Source organism: Pseudomonas sp. MYb541 (genome assembly GCF_037479595.1).
In the GTDB taxonomy this organism is placed as follows: domain Bacteria; phylum Pseudomonadota; class Gammaproteobacteria; order Pseudomonadales; family Pseudomonadaceae; genus Aquipseudomonas; species Aquipseudomonas canadensis.
This window is the reverse complement of sequence record NZ_JBBGYS010000009.1, coordinates 26,530-40,771: the sequence shown is the minus strand read 5'-3', so window position 1 is coordinate 40,771 and position 14,242 is coordinate 26,530. Positions and strand designations below refer to the sequence as shown.

Annotated in this window: 14 protein-coding genes; 4 read left to right on the top strand and 10 right to left on the bottom strand. The window is 60.6% G+C overall.

Going from position 1 to position 14,242, the window contains the following annotated elements:
* Positions 1-2: 2 nt before the first annotated feature.
* Complete coding sequence (gene rloA2 / locus WH299_RS07745) at positions 3-503, bottom strand: retropepsin-like aspartic peptidase RloA2 (RefSeq protein ID WP_068936265.1); 501 nt, start codon at positions 501-503, stop codon at positions 3-5.
* Between the two features lie 172 nt (positions 504-675).
* Here rloA2 and WH299_RS07740 point away from each other — a divergent pair, with 172 nt between their 5' ends.
* Positions 676-1,563, top strand: coding sequence for an acyltransferase (locus tag WH299_RS07740; protein ID WP_122729510.1), 888 nt, complete (start codon positions 676-678; stop codon positions 1,561-1,563).
* Here WH299_RS07740 and WH299_RS07735 read toward each other — a convergent pair.
* Complete coding sequence (locus WH299_RS07735) at positions 1,560-2,132, bottom strand: DUF2780 domain-containing protein (protein WP_339549970.1); 573 nt, start codon at positions 2,130-2,132, stop codon at positions 1,560-1,562. The two genes, WH299_RS07740 and WH299_RS07735, sit on opposite strands and share 4 nt — an antisense overlap.
* A 274-nt stretch (positions 2,133-2,406) precedes the next feature.
* Here WH299_RS07735 and WH299_RS07730 point away from each other — a divergent pair, with 274 nt between their 5' ends.
* Positions 2,407-2,793: a hypothetical protein gene (locus WH299_RS07730; protein WP_339549968.1), complete on the top strand. Its 387-nt coding sequence runs from the start codon at positions 2,407-2,409 to the stop codon at positions 2,791-2,793.
* Between the two features lie 49 nt (positions 2,794-2,842).
* Here WH299_RS07730 and fdhA read toward each other — a convergent pair whose 3' ends face one another.
* The 8 genes from fdhA to WH299_RS07690 all read right to left on the bottom strand — a co-directional run bounded on the left by fdhA (position 2,843) and on the right by WH299_RS07690 (position 12,687).
* On the bottom strand, positions 2,843-4,042 hold the full coding sequence (gene fdhA / locus WH299_RS07725) for a formaldehyde dehydrogenase, glutathione-independent (protein WP_016977809.1): 1,200 nt from the start codon (positions 4,040-4,042) through the stop codon (positions 2,843-2,845).
* Between the two features lie 188 nt (positions 4,043-4,230).
* Entirely contained in the window at positions 4,231-5,088 is an 858-nt protein-coding gene (gene purU, locus WH299_RS07720) for a formyltetrahydrofolate deformylase (protein ID WP_005792124.1), read from the bottom strand.
* A gap of 10 nt (positions 5,089-5,098) precedes the next feature.
* Positions 5,099-5,731, bottom strand: coding sequence for a sarcosine oxidase subunit gamma (locus WH299_RS07715; protein WP_028618218.1), 633 nt, complete (start codon positions 5,729-5,731; stop codon positions 5,099-5,101).
* Between the two features lie 131 nt (positions 5,732-5,862).
* On the bottom strand, positions 5,863-8,880 hold the full coding sequence (locus tag WH299_RS07710) for a sarcosine oxidase subunit alpha (RefSeq protein ID WP_339549966.1): 3,018 nt from the start codon (positions 8,878-8,880) through the stop codon (positions 5,863-5,865).
* Positions 8,877-9,179 carry a sarcosine oxidase subunit delta gene (locus WH299_RS07705; protein WP_010207083.1) on the bottom strand — a complete coding sequence of 101 codons (303 nt, stop codon included), beginning with the start codon at positions 9,177-9,179 and terminating at the stop codon, positions 8,877-8,879. Before WH299_RS07705 ends, WH299_RS07710 begins: the two co-directional genes overlap by 4 nt.
* A 15-nt stretch (positions 9,180-9,194) precedes the next feature.
* Positions 9,195-10,445, bottom strand: coding sequence for a sarcosine oxidase subunit beta (locus tag WH299_RS07700; RefSeq protein ID WP_010207084.1), 1,251 nt, complete (start codon positions 10,443-10,445; stop codon positions 9,195-9,197).
* Between the two features lie 22 nt (positions 10,446-10,467).
* Positions 10,468-11,721 carry a serine hydroxymethyltransferase gene (gene glyA / locus WH299_RS07695; RefSeq protein WP_339549965.1) on the bottom strand — a complete coding sequence of 418 codons (1,254 nt, stop codon included), beginning with the start codon at positions 11,719-11,721 and terminating at the stop codon, positions 10,468-10,470.
* Positions 11,722-11,958: 237 nt separating this feature from the next.
* Positions 11,959-12,687 carry a TraX family protein gene (locus WH299_RS07690; protein WP_123475012.1) on the bottom strand — a complete coding sequence of 243 codons (729 nt, stop codon included), beginning with the start codon at positions 12,685-12,687 and terminating at the stop codon, positions 11,959-11,961.
* A gap of 90 nt (positions 12,688-12,777) precedes the next feature.
* Here WH299_RS07690 and WH299_RS07685 point away from each other — a divergent pair, with 90 nt between their 5' ends.
* Positions 12,778-13,818 carry a threonine aldolase family protein gene (locus WH299_RS07685; protein WP_028618222.1) on the top strand — a complete coding sequence of 347 codons (1,041 nt, stop codon included), beginning with the start codon at positions 12,778-12,780 and terminating at the stop codon, positions 13,816-13,818.
* Between the two features lie 176 nt (positions 13,819-13,994).
* Positions 13,995-14,192: a hypothetical protein gene (locus WH299_RS07680; protein ID WP_123475010.1), complete on the top strand. Its 198-nt coding sequence runs from the start codon at positions 13,995-13,997 to the stop codon at positions 14,190-14,192.
* Positions 14,193-14,242 lie beyond the last annotated feature (50 nt).

Sequence of the window (14,242 nt, the reverse complement as noted above, 5' to 3'; positions counted from 1 at the left end):
CGTCAGCAGTCCGGTTTGTCGGCAGTGTAACGACGGGCCGGGTTCACCGCCGCGCCAAATTCACGCAGGGCCTTGGCGCCGATCAACAGCGGGTAGTTGAAGCTGCTGCGGTCGGTGAGGTTGACCTCAACGGTGCGCTTGACGTCGCCCAGGCACATTTCCAGGTCGATCACCGGGCGCTTGGCCACGGTGGCTTCGTCCTTGTCGTCGTCTTCATCGGCGCGGCTCTTGATCTTGCTGATGCGCGAGACTTTGTGTTCGTAGACTTTGTTGGAGGCATCCTTGCCGCCGAGGCGGAAGCGCACCCAATCGTCGCCGTCACGGGTGAAGGTCTGGATGTCACGGGCCGACAGCGAGGCGGTCAGCGCGCCAGTGTCCATCTTGGCCTTGAAGGTTTCGCCGATCTCCGGCAATTGGATGTATTCGTAGCGACCGTAGAGGGTCGGTTCGGCGGCCATGACCGGCAGGGCAACCAGGGCGAGAGAGGCAAGGAGCAGTTTCACGAAGTGATTTCCTCGGAAAGAAGTAGGCGGATTCTAGACCGCAAAGGCAGCACTTAGTTAGCTCACCCAGCATAACCGGCACATTGTGAAACATTCGTCCGGCGAATTGGGATTTGGCCTCTAGACTCAAGCTGCTTATCATGGCCCGCCCACAGGATTTCAAGAGTTACTTATGCGCCGCCTGCTCACCGGCTGTTTTGTCTCATTGCTACTGCTGCTCAACACCCTGATCCTGATCGGGCCGTTGATGGTGTTTGCCCTGCTCAAGCTGGTGGCTCCCGGCCGCTATCGTGACTACATGTCGTGGGCGGTAATGTGGATCGCCGAGACCTGGGCCGAGATCGACAAGTTGATCTTCGCGCTGTGCATTCCGACCCAATGGGACATTCGCGGCGGCGACGATTTGCGCGGTGACACGTCCTACCTGGTGATCAGCAATCATCAATCCTGGGTAGATATCCCGGCGCTGATCCAGGCCCTCAACCGGCGCACGCCGTTCTTCAAATTCTTCCTGAAAAAAGAGCTGATCTGGGTGCCCTTCCTCGGCCTGGCTTGGTGGGCGCTGGATTACCCGTTCATGAAGCGCTACACCAAGGCCTTCCTGGCCAAGCACCCGGAACTCGCGGGGCAGGATTTAAAAATCACCAAGGAAGCCTGCGAGCTGTTCAAGCGCCAGCCGGTGACGGTGGTCAATTACCTGGAAGGCACGCGCTTCAACGAAACCAAGCGCAAGCAGCAGGATTCGCCCTTCACTCGCTTGCTCAAGCCCAAGGCGGGCGGTGTGGCGTTCGTGCTGGCAGCGATGGGTGAACAGCTGGATGCCGTGCTCGACGTGACCGTGGTCTATCCACAGCAAAAGATTCCGGGGTTCTGGGATTTGATCAGCGGCGCGGTGCCAAAGGTGATCATTGATATCCGCACCCGCGAACTGGATCCGGCGTTGTGGCAAGGGGATTACGAGAATGATCCGGCGTTTCGCCAGACCGTCCAGAACTGGGTCAACCAGCTTTGGACGGAGAAGGACGCGCGCATCGAGCAACTGCGCGCGGAGACGCTTTAGCTGCCGGTGCCCCAGGCCTGGGCCAACTTGCCCAGCACCGAGCTGCTGGCGCCCTGGCCGCCCAGGTATTGCAGGATCACCGGGGCAAACTGGCCAACCATGCCGCTGTCCATGCCCAAGGCGCTGAAGGCTGTATTCAGGTCGTTGGTGTTCTTCACGTTACCCAGCAGACCGTCCAGGCCGCTGGTCTTGCTGCCGCCGGTCTGGCCGAGCATCCCGCTCAAGGCGCCGAGGCTGCCCAAGGCGTTGTTGCCCGACAACTGGTCGAGGCCCGGCACGCTGTTGCCCAGTTGCGAATAATCGTTGCCGCTCAGTTTGTTCTTGGCCAGGCCCAGCATGGCGCCCGTACCGCCGACCGCTTGTTCGGGGGTGATGTTCAGTTGCGAGGTGAGTGCGCTCAACAGGCCGGCCGTCTCGGACGACGGTGCCGCAGCGGCTGCCTTGTTGTTGCCGCCCTGCATGCCGGAAATCGCATTGGCTGCATCGCCAAGGCTGAAGCCCGCGGCAAACACCGGGGCGGCTGCCAGGGTCATCAGGCAGGAAAGGGCGAAACCGCGTGAAATCTTCATCGAAACAACCTCTGGATGTAAGAGCTGAAAGCAGGCGTTTGACTGGGTATCCGACGCATTGTTCCGGACGCGAGCCGGGTCGTTGGTAAGCAGCCGATGGGCCGGACTGTCTATCAGGGTGCTCTGGCAACACGCTGAAGCTGATAAACGTGATGAGCCCAAAATGCGGTATAGGATTTTTCGGAACTGAAACACCGTAACAGCCACATAGGGCAGTCTTCTCGGTAATACACATAGGGAAGATCGCCCAATCAAACAAGGAGCTGTAACGATCATGATCGGATTGATTCCCAATTTCTATGTTGCCTTCAGCGCAATCATCCATTTGCCATCTCGCAGCCAGGCCCAGGCTTCACGGCCCCAGGCCACCGGCATCGACCAATGCCCCACCCCCCGCGACATCCAATCCACACCCTACACAGACCCTGACGTTCCCGCGCCCTATGGCGAGGGCTATCAATACACGGCTACGGCCAACGGCAAGGCATGGACAGGGCAAACGGCAGCCACCAAGGATGACTATCTGGCCCCGGAGTACGAACTCAAGGCAGAGGCCATCAATGAACGCAACGACAAAATCCATTGCGACTACGGCGGCAAGCGCCTGATCAAGAACGGTGAAGTGGCCGATCCCTATCTGCGACTCACCACCATCAAGTAACCCATAAAAAATGGCGACCTCCGGGGTCGCCATTTATTCAGCCTTGAACTTACGCAGCACTGAACAGCTTGTGCGGATCAATCACAAACTTCTTCGGCACGCCCGCATCGAACTCGCCGTAACCACGCGGTGCGTCATCCAGGCTGATCACCTGTACGCCTACGATCTCGGCAATGTTGATACGGTCCCACATAATCGCCTGCATGAGCGCGCGGTTGTACTTCATCACCGGGGTCTGGCCGGTGTGGAAGCTGTGGGATTTGGCCCAGCCCAGACCAAAGCGAATGCTCAGGCTGCCCATTTTGGCGGCGGCATCCACTGCACCTGGATCTTCGGTGACGTACAGGCCAGGGATACCGATCTTGCCCGCCACGCGCACCACGCCCATCAGTGAGTTGAGCACGGTGGCCGGCGCTTCGGCTTTCACGCCTTCATGGCCGTGGCCACGGGCTTCGAAACCTACAGCGTCGACGGCACAATCCACTTCCGGCTCGCCCAGCAACGCAGCGATCTGTTCGTGCAGCGGGGTGTCGGTGGACAGGTCGGCCACTTCAAAACCCTGAGCCTTGGCGTGGGCCAGGCGGATCGGGTTGACGTCGCCGATGATCACCACTGCGGCGCCCAACAGGCGTGCAGAGGCGGCAGCGGCCAGACCGACCGGGCCGGCGCCCGCGATGTAGACGGTGCTGCCTGGGCCAACGCCCGCAGTGACGGCGCCGTGGTAGCCCGTCGGGAGGATGTCGGACAAGCAGGTAAGGTCGCGGATTTTTTCCATGGCCTTGTCGCGGTCCGGCAGTTTCAGCAGGTTGAAGTCGGCATACGGCACCAGCACGTATTCAGCCTGGCCGCCGGTCCAATCGCCCATGTCGACATAACCATAGGCACCACCGGCACGGGCCGGGTTGACGGTCAGGCATACGCCGGTGTGTTGCTCTTTGCAGGAACGGCAGCGGCCGCAGGCCACGTTGAACGGCACGGAAACCAGGTCGCCGATCTTCAGGTTCTCGACGTCGCTGCCCTTCTCGATCACTTCACCGGTAATTTCATGACCGAGCACCAGGCCGGTCTGGGCAGTGGTGCGGCCGCGCACCATGTGTTGGTCGGAGCCGCAGATGTTGGTGGAGACCACGCGCAGGATGACGCCGTGCTCAATCTTCCTGCCACGGGGGTCCTGCATTTTGGGATAGTCGATTTTCTGTACTTCGACCTTGCCGTTGCCGAGATACACGACACCACGATTACCAGACATGCTTTCACCTCGCTGTTGTTTTTATGGAACTGCGTTGCCCGTTGGGTGGGCAGCGCGTTTAAGTGCTCGGGTACAGATGCTGTTTTTGCGTTGTTTGTAAGGGCCTCATCGCGGGCAAGCCCGGCTCCCACATTTTGATCTGTGAACACATTCAAAAATGTGGGAGCTGGCTTGCCTGCGATAGCGATCTAAAGAACGACCGTGCGATTGGCGTTCAAAAACACCCGCCGCTCAATGTGATACCCCACCGCCCGGGCCAATGTCAGCCCTTCAATATCTCGCCCCTTGGCAATCAAATCCTCGGGATAGTGGCTGTGATCCACCACCTCCACGCCCTGGGCAATGATCGGGCCTTCGTCCAGATCGTTGTTGATGTAATGCGCCGTGGCCCCCACCAACTTCACGCCCTTGTTGTACGCCTGGTGATACGGCTTGGCGCCCTTGAACCCCGGCAACAACGAGTGGTGAATGTTGATGGCCTTGCCATCCAACTTGCGGCACAGCTCCGGCGACAGCACTTGCATGTAGCGCGCAAGGATCACCAATTCGGCGCCGGTGTCTTCCACCACCTGCCACACCTGACGCTCCTGGGACGGCTTGTCATTGGGGTCGAGGGGGAAATGGTAGTAGGGAATCTGGTGCCAGTCGGCCAACGGCTTCAAATCGGGGTGGTTGGACACCACCGCGACCACGTCCATCGACAGTTGGCCGATGCGCTGGCGATACAGCAGATCGTTCAGGCAGTGATCGGCCTTGGAGACCATGATCACCACTTTTGGCCGATAGTTCGGCGCCGTCAGTTCGAAGATCATGCCGAACGCTTCACCACGGGTGGCCAGGCCATCGCGGAAAGCCTGCTCGTCGAAGCCGTCGGGCTGGCGAAACTCCACGCGGATGAAGAACCGGCCCGAGAGCCGGTCATCGAACGAGTGGTGCTCGGTCACGTAACAACCCTGCTCGAACAGATAGCGGGTGACCGCGTCCACCGTGCCGAGCACGCTGGGGCAGTCGGCGGTCAAAATCCATGTATCGGGTGCGCGGCTCATGGGGTATTCCTCAGGCTTGGACGCTCAGGCCGAATTCGGCGGATGCATCCTGTAACCACAACCACCAGTAATCCGAGAAGCTGCGGCGAATCAGCAGTTCCCAAGTGTCTTCAGCCGTGTGACGGATCACCAGCTGCGACTTGGCGAACACCGTGCCCACCGCCTTGCCCACCGGGAAGTTGTTCGGGTGCACGTCGTAGCTGGTGGACTTCATCAGCACATCGCGCACATTCGGGCCGCTGAGTTCGAGGATCTGCTGGCCGCCGCTGACGTTGACGACCTGGATGTGCAACTCACCCAACGCGGCACGCAGGTTTTGCTCGGCCGCGAATTCTTCACCGCTTGGCACGATCAGCAACCACTCATCCGGGCCGAGCCACTGCAGGCTGGTTTCACCCTTGACGATCACTTGCAAGGCGCCGGGCAATTCGATGCCCAGGGCCTTGTGCACGCCGGCAGCGAAGGCTGCGTCATGGCCGTCGCCCCGGATAGTCAGGTGACCCAGGAGTTTCTTTTCACGCACGGTCACGCCGGCGTTCTTGCGGCCCTTGCCGACCAGGCTGGCGAGGTCGGCATGGTGCAGCGACGACTCGGCCTTGGCCCCAGTGGTTGGGCGTTGTTGGTAAACATTGGCTGCTGTCATAAAGCACCTGTTCTGAATGCTGTGGTGTCTGTTCTGGCCTCATCGGGAGCAAGCCCCCTCCCACATTTTTGAATTGTGAATAGATTCAAATGTGGGAGCTGGCTTGCCTGCGATGCAGGCGGCTCGATCTATCAGATGTTCTGGCGATCGCCTTTGGGGTCGAAGAACACCGAGGACACAATCTCCGCCTCGATCACGCTGCCATCCGCTTGCGGTGAGAACACCCGCTCGCCGATGCGCTTCAAGCCGCCCTTCACCACCGCCATCGCAAACGAATAACCCAGGGAGTTATGCGCATAGCTCGATGTCACGTGGCCGACCATCTTCATCGGAATCGACTGCTTCGGATCAAACACCAACTGCGCGCCTTCCGGCAGCCAAACGGTCGGGTCGATCGGCTTCAAGCCCACCAGTTGCTTACGCTCTTCGCGCACGCAGTCTTCACGGTTCATGCCGCGCCAGCCGATCCACGAGAATGGTTTGGTGCGACCAACGCACCAGCCCATGTTCAGGTCGTCCGGGGTCATCGAGCCGTCAGTGTCCTGACCGACGATGATGAAGCCCTTCTCCGCCCGCAGCACGTGCATGGTTTCGGTGCCGTACGGGGTCAGGTTGTACTTCTTGCCGGCGTCGACGATTTTTTCCAGTACGCCCATGGCGTAGTCGGCCTGCACGTTGACTTCGTACGACAGCTCACCGGTAAACGAGATCCGGAACACACGGGCCGGTACGCCGCCGACCAAACCTTCCTTCCAGGTCATGAACGGGAAGCCGTCCTTGTCCAGGTCGATGTCGGTGACTTCCGCCAGCAGCTTGCGGCTGTTGGGGCCGGACAGGGTCATGGTCGCCCAGTGGTCCGTGACCGAGGTGAAGTACACCTTGAGGTCTGGCCATTCGGTCTGCTGGTAGATTTCCAGCCACTGGAGTACGCGGGCGGCGCCGCCGGTGGTGGTGGTCATCAGGAAGTGGTTGTCGGCGAGACAGGCTGTGACGCCGTCGTCGAAGACCATACCGTCTTCCTTGCACATCAGGCCGTAGCGCGCCTTGCCCACGTCGAGTTTGGTCCAGGCGTTGGAGTAGATGCGGTTGAGGAATTCGCGCGCGTCCGGGCCCTGGATGTCGATCTTGCCGAGGGTCGACGCATCCAGCAGGCCAACGCTGTCGCGCACGGCCAGGCATTCGCGTTTCACCGCCGCATGCAGGTCTTCACCGTTGCATGGGAAGTACCACGGACGTTTCCACTGGCCGACGTCTTCAAACTCGGCGCCATTCTTCACGTGCCAGGCTTGCAGCGCGGTGTAGCGAACCGGTTCGAAGATGTGCCCGCAGTGACGGCCCGCCACCGCGCCGAAGGTCACCGGCGTGTAGTTCGGGCGGAACATGGTGGTGCCCATCTGCGGGATGGTCACGTTCAGCGAACGAGCGGCAATCGCCAGGCCGTTGACGTTGCCCAACTTGCCCTGGTCGGTGCCGAAACCCAACGCGGTGTAGCGTTTGACGTGCTCCACCGACTCGAACCCTTCACGGGTCGCCAGTTCGATGGCGGCAGCGGTCACGTCGTTCTGCAGGTCGACGAATTGCTTCGGCGCCCGTGCGGTTGGCTTGTCGTGCGGCACTTGGTAGATCGCCAGCGTCGGCTCTTCCAGGCGGCTCAGGGCTTTCGGCAAGGTGCCTTCCACTGGCGCAAAACCGGCTTCGCTGGCTGCGCGCACGCCGCCTTCAAAACCGTCTGCCAGGGAATTGCCAAGGCCGTAGACACCGTTGATACCACCTACGCACACGCGTTTCTGCGGTGCTTCGCCCGGTACAAAACCGAGGATGTCTTCACGCCAGGTCGGCTTGCCGCCCAGGTGCGAAGCCAGGTGGACCACCGGGCTGTAGCCGCCAGAGCTAGCGACCAGATCGCAATCCAGCCATTCGCCTGGGCTGGTGACTTTATGCGCTTTCACATCAATCGCAGCGACGCGGGCAGCAGTGACGTGCTTGCTGCCGCGAGCCTCGATCACAGCGCTGCCGGTGAGGATTCGAATACCTTTGGCGCGGGCTTCTTCAACCAGTGCGCCGCGTGGGTTGTGGCGTACATCAGCCACGGCCACCACTTGCAGGCCGGCGTCGAGCCAGTCCAGCGCAACGCGGTAGGCGTGATCGTTGTTGGTCGACAGCACCAGTTTCTTGCCCGGCGCCACGCCATAGCGACGCACGTAAGTAGAAACCGCACCGGCCAGCATGTTGCCCGGCACGTCGTTGTTGCCGTACACCAGCGGGCGCTCACACGCACCGGTCGCCAGCACCACACGCTTGGCGCGCACACGGTGGATGCGTTGGCGCACCACACCAATCGGCGCACGGTCACCGAGGTGGTCGGTGAGGCGTTCGTGAATGGTCAGGAAGTTATGGTCGTGGTAGCCGTTGACGGTAGCGCGGGGCAGCAGCACCACGTCCGGCAGGGCTTTCAATTCAGCAATGACGCTGGCAACCCATTCAGCGGCTGGCTTGCCGTCGAGGCTTTCGCGCGAGTCCAGCAGCGAACCGCCGAACTCTTCCTGCTCATCAGCGATGATCACACGGGCACCGCTGCGTGCGGCGGCCAATGCTGCGGCCAAACCCGCAGGGCCCGCGCCGACGATCAGCACATCGCAATGACGGTTGAAGTTGTCGTAGGTGTCCGGATCGTTCTCGGTTGGCGAGCGGCCAAGGCCGGCAGCCTTACGGATGTACTTCTCGTAGGTCATCCAGAACGATTGCGGGTACATGAAGGTTTTGTAGTAGAAACCCGGTGGCATCAGCTTGCCGCCGACCTTGCCAAGAATGCCCATCACGTCAGTGTTGACGTTAGGCCAGCCGTTGGTACTGGTGGCGACCAGGCCTTGGTACAGCGCCTGTTGCGTGGCGCGCACGTTGGGAATCTGGGTGGCTTCGGTGGCGCCGATCTGCAGCACCGCGTTCGGCTCTTCGGCGCCCGCAGCGAAGATGCCGCGAGGGCGCGAGTACTTGAAGCTGCGGCCGATGATGTCGACGCCGTTGGCCAGCAGGGCTGCGGCCAGTGTGTCGCCCTCAAAACCTTTGTAGCTCTGGCCGTTGAAGGTGAACGTCAGGACTTTATTACGGTCGATCCGGCCACCGTTGGACAGGCGATTGGTCTGGCTCATACCTTCTCTCCAGAGGCCTTGGCGGTGAATTGTGGCTTCTCACCGATCTTGTAGGTTTCAAGAATTTCGTAGGTCAGGGTGTCGCGGGTCGCGTTGAAGTATTGGCGGCAACCGGCGGCGTGAATCCACAGTTCGTGGTGCAGGCCACGGGGGTTGTCGCGGAAGAACATGTAGTCGCCCCACTCTTCATCGGTGCAGGCATTCGGGTCCAGCGGGCGCGGGATGTGCGCTTGGCCGGACGCGTGGAATTCCTCTTCGGAGCGCAGTTCGCCACAGTGAGGACAGAAGATATGCAACATAGGGAATTTCTCCTGTTAGTGGGCGACGGCCGCAGCGCCGTGTTCGTCGATCAACGCACCGTTGTGGAAACGGTCGATGGAAAAAGGTGCGGCCAACGGGTGCATTTCACCCTTGGCGAGGCTGGCGGCAAACACGTTGCCTGAGCCCGGCGTCGCCTTGAAGCCACCGGTGCCCCAACCGCAGTTGAAAAACATGTTCGGCACTGGGGTCTTGGAAATGATCGGGCAGGCATCCGGCGTGGTGTCGACGATGCCACCCCACTGGCGATTCATGCGTACGCGCGACAGCACCGGGAACATCTCGACGATGGCCTGGATGGTGTGTTCGATCACCGGGTACGAGCCGCGCTGGCCGTAGCCGTTGTAGCCGTCGATACCGGCGCCGATCACCAGGTCGCCCTTGTCGGATTGGCTGATGTAACCGTGTACGGCGTTGGACATGATCACACTGTCGATAATTGGCTTGATCGGCTCCGACACCAACGCTTGCAGCGGGTGGGACTCAATTGGCAGGCGGAAGCCCGCCAACGACGCCATGTGCCCGGAGTTACCGGCAGTGACCACACCGACGCGCTTGGCGCCGATAAAGCCCTTGTTGGTTTCCACGCCGATGCACACGCCGTTTTCCTTGCGGAAGCCGATCACTTCGGTCTGCTGGATCAAATCCACGCCGAGGGCGTCAGCCGCACGGGCAAAGCCCCAGGCCACCGCATCGTGACGGGCCACGCCGCCGCGACGTTGTACGGTGGCGCCGAGGACCGGGTAGCGGGTGTTCTTGGAGCAATCGAGGTACGGGATCTCGTCGGCCACTTGCTTGGCGTTGAGCAGTTCGCCGTCCACGCCATTGAGGCGGTTGGCGCTGACGCGGCGCTCGGAATCACGGATGTCTTGCAGGGTGTGGCACAGGTTGTAGACGCCACGCTGGGAGAACATCACGTTGTAGTTCAGGTCCTGGGACAGGCCTTCCCACAGTTTCATCGCGTGTTCGTACAGGTGGGCCGACTCATCCCACAGGTAGTTGGAACGCACGATGGTGGTGTTGCGCGCGGTGTTACCGCCGCCCAGCCAGCCTTTCTCGACCACGGCCACATTGGTGATGCCGTGCTCCTTGGCCAGATAGTAGGCGGTCGCCAGACCATGCCCGCCGCCGCCGACAATGACCACGTCGTAGACCTTTTTAGGGGTCGGCGTGCGCCACATTTTCTGCCAGTTTTCGTGGTGGCTGAGTGAGTGCTTGAAGAGGCCGAAGCCCGAGTAGCGTTGCATAGTCATTACTCCAAAACCGCGCTCAGCGATAAACCGGGAAATCAGCGCACAGGGCAGACACGTGCTTGGCCACGTTGGCCTCGACATCGGCATCGCCGAGGTTGTCGAGGATGTCGCAGATCCAGCCAGCCAGCTCGATGCACTGCGGCACTTTGAAACCACGCGTGGTCACCGCCGGGGTGCCGATGCGCAGGCCCGAGGTCACGAATGGCGACTGCGGGTCATTCGGCACGGCGTTCTTGTTGACGGTGATGTGGGCGCGGCCCAGGGCGGCATCCGCCTCTTTGCCGGTGAGGCCCTGACGGATCAGGCTGACCAGGAACAGGTGGTTGTCGGTGCCGCCGGACACTACATCGTAGCCGCGTTTGATAAACACGCTGGCCATGGCCTGGGCGTTGTCGATCACTTGTTGCTGGTAGACCTTGAAGCCTGGCTCCTGGGCTTCCTTGAAGCACACGGCCTTGCCGGCGATGACGTGCATCAGCGGGCCGCCCTGGGCGCCTGGGAATACCGCAGCGTTGAGTTTCTTTTCGATTTCTTCGTTGGCCTTGGCCAGGATCAGACCGCCCCGTGGACCGCGCAGGGTCTTGTGGGTGGTCGTGGTGACCACGTCGGCATACGGCAGCGGGTTCGGGTACAGGCCGGCGGCAACCAGGCCGGCGACGTGGGCCATGTCGACGAACAGCAGTGCGCCCACCTTGTCGGCGATCTGACGGAAACGTGGGAAATCCAGAGTCTTGGAGTAGGCAGAGAAACCGGCTACGACCATTTTCGGCTTGTGCTCGACGGCCAGGCGCTCGACTTCGTCGTAGTCGATCAGGCCGGTGTCAGTGTTGATGCCGTATTGCACCGCGTTGTACAGCTTGCCCGAGGACGACACTTTGGCGCCGTGGGTCAGGTGGCCGCCGTGGGCCAGGCTCATGCCGAGGATGGTGTCGCCGGCGTTCAACAGGGCCAGGTACACCGCGCTGTTGGCGGAAGAACCGGAGTGCGGCTGCACGTTGGCGTAATCGGCGCCGAACAATTGCTTGGCGCGTTCGATGGCCAGGGCTTCGACCTTGTCCACGTGCTCGCAGCCGCCGTAGTAACGCTTGCCTGGGTAGCCTTCGGCGTATTTGTTGGTGAGGCCGCTGCCTTGAGCTTCCATCACGCGTTTGCTGGTGTAGTTCTCTGACGCGATCAGCTCGATATGATCTTCCTGACGCTGCTCCTCGGCATTCATGGCCGCCAGCAGTGCGTCGTCATATCCCTGAATCTGGTCTTGTTTGCTGAACATCGCGTCTCTCCCAGCCTTTCGTATTGTTAAGGCCCGTGCAGGGCCCTTTGATGCGATGGTAGGGCTGGCGCCAGCAGGTCAAATGCCTACGCACGCCACGCAAAGGTGCGTTTACGACATTGCTCAAACAACGCCGAACAAATGTGGGAGGGGGCTTGCCCCCGATAGCGGAGTGTCAGCCACTGCATCTGCAAGCTGACCCATCGCTATCGGGGGCAAGCCCCCTCCCACAAGGGTTTATACGATGGTCTGGCGGACGAGTAGCAGCAGCAGGAAATGCAGGGGATAGAGGGTGTAGGCCCAGCGGCGCATAGCGGGTGGCGAGATGTTTTGCCCATGTCGCAGCACGGCCAATCCAGCCAATGGCGCGATCAGGCACATGACCAAACCGAGCATGGCAATCAGGCTGCCGCTATTGAGCAATATCTGCCATTGGTTGGCGGCGACACAAACCAAACCCGGTAATACGCTGAAATACCAGGGACGACGGAACACCAACAGCATCGCCAGCGGCAACAACACACCGAAAAAACCAAACATCAGCTGCGTGGAAAACACCGCCGCAATCGTGGCCGCGATCAGCGCCAATCCGCGATCAAAAAGCGCTTTCTGCTGCCATCCTCGGGCAATAAGCAAGCCCAACGCCAACGTCGGCAATACGTTCAATGTATCGGCATCATCGATAAAAAGTCGGTACGGCGCTTCGCTGATCACGCTAAACAGCAACAGCCAGCCCAAGTACCGCCACTGGCCCGTGACAGGTGAGTTTCTCGCCCGATGCAAGTTGGCCGCAATCGCCAGGCAAAACCACGGGAACGCCAGGCGCCCCGGCACATACAGGCCGTCCAGGCTCAAACCGACATAGCGCAAGTGGTCCAACACCATACTCAACAGCGCCAGCCACTTGAGCAGATCCAAAGCGCCATCACGGACGCGTCCGACAGGAATCGTTTCAGTACCGTGCATAATTCCCCAGTGACTTTGCATTTACAGTACGTGCGCACCCGCGACAATCTTGGTTACAGTGCGCACCAACATCGACCACAGGAATGGGCCATGACCGACAAGAGCCAACAATTCGCCAGTGACAACTATTCGGGCATCTGCCCGGAAGCCTGGGCCGCCATGGAACAAGCCAACCAGGGCCATCAGCGCGCCTACGGCGATGATGAATGGACCCACCGCGCCGCCGACGGTTTCCGCAACTTGTTCGAAACCGACTGCGAAGTGTTCTTCGCCTTCAACGGCACCGCCGCCAACTCCCTGGCGTTGTCTTCGCTGTGCCAGAGCTACCATAGCGTGATTTGCTCGGAAACCGCCCACGTCGAGACCGACGAATGCGGCGCGCCGGAGTTTTTCTCCAACGGTTCCAAGCTGCTCACCGCTCGCACCGAAAACGGCAAGCTGACCCCGGAGTCGATCCGCGAGATCGCCCTCAAGCGCCAGGACATCCACTACCCCAAACCACGCGTGGTCACCCTGACCCAAGCCACGGAAGTCGGCAGCGTGTATACCCCGGATGAAATACGCGCCATCAGCGTGACCTGCAAAGAGTTGGGGCTGAACCTGCACATGGACGGCGCGCGGTTCTCCAACGCCTGCGCGTTCCTCGGCTGCTCGCCCGCCGACCTGACCTGGAAAGCCGGCGTGGACGTGCTGTGCTTTGGCGGCACCAAGAACGGTATGGCCGTGGGTGAAGCGATCCTGTTCTTCAACCACAAGCTGGCCGAAGACTTCGACTACCGCTGCAAGCAGGCCGGCCAACTGGCCTCGAAAATGCGCTTCCTGTCCGCGCCGTGGGTAGGCCTGCTGGAAAACGACGCCTGGCTCAAACACGCGCGTCACGCCAACCACTGCGCTCAACTGCTGAGCAGCCTGGTGGCGGATATTCCCGGCGTGGAGTTGATGTTCCCGGTGCAGGCAAACGGCGTGTTCCTGCAACTCTCGGAACCGGCGATTGCCGCGTTGACCGCCAAGGGCTGGCGTTTCTACACCTTTATCGGCAAAGGCGGCGCACGCTTCATGTGTGCGTGGGATACCGAGGAAGAACGTGTAAGAGAATTGGCGGCGGATATTCGGAAAGTGATGGAAGCCTGAAACCACGGGCCTTTCAGCGCGTTTTCAGAGACTGTTTGTACGTATTTCTGACAGTATCTATCTACCCCCTGTCTTGGATAGGATCTCGTCACCCCGAACAAACGGATGCGTTACTTCGGGGCTGACTGCCTGCCGAATAGTCGGCTGGAAATGGAAATCCTATCGAGGGCAACATCATGGAAATTCAATGCTACACCACTGATTCGCAATCGCGCGCCGACGTCAACGCCACGCTCGTCGGCTTGGACGATCTTAGGAAGCTGGCGAACGTCGGCGACACCATCATCGAGCCATCCAGAACTTTTACCGTCACTGGAAAAGAGTTCGAAATGACAGCATCCGGCGGATACATCATCAACCTTTTTGTCCGCTAACCACTAAGGCCCGCGCCGCAGACTCATGACCTGCAACGCGGGACTGTTGA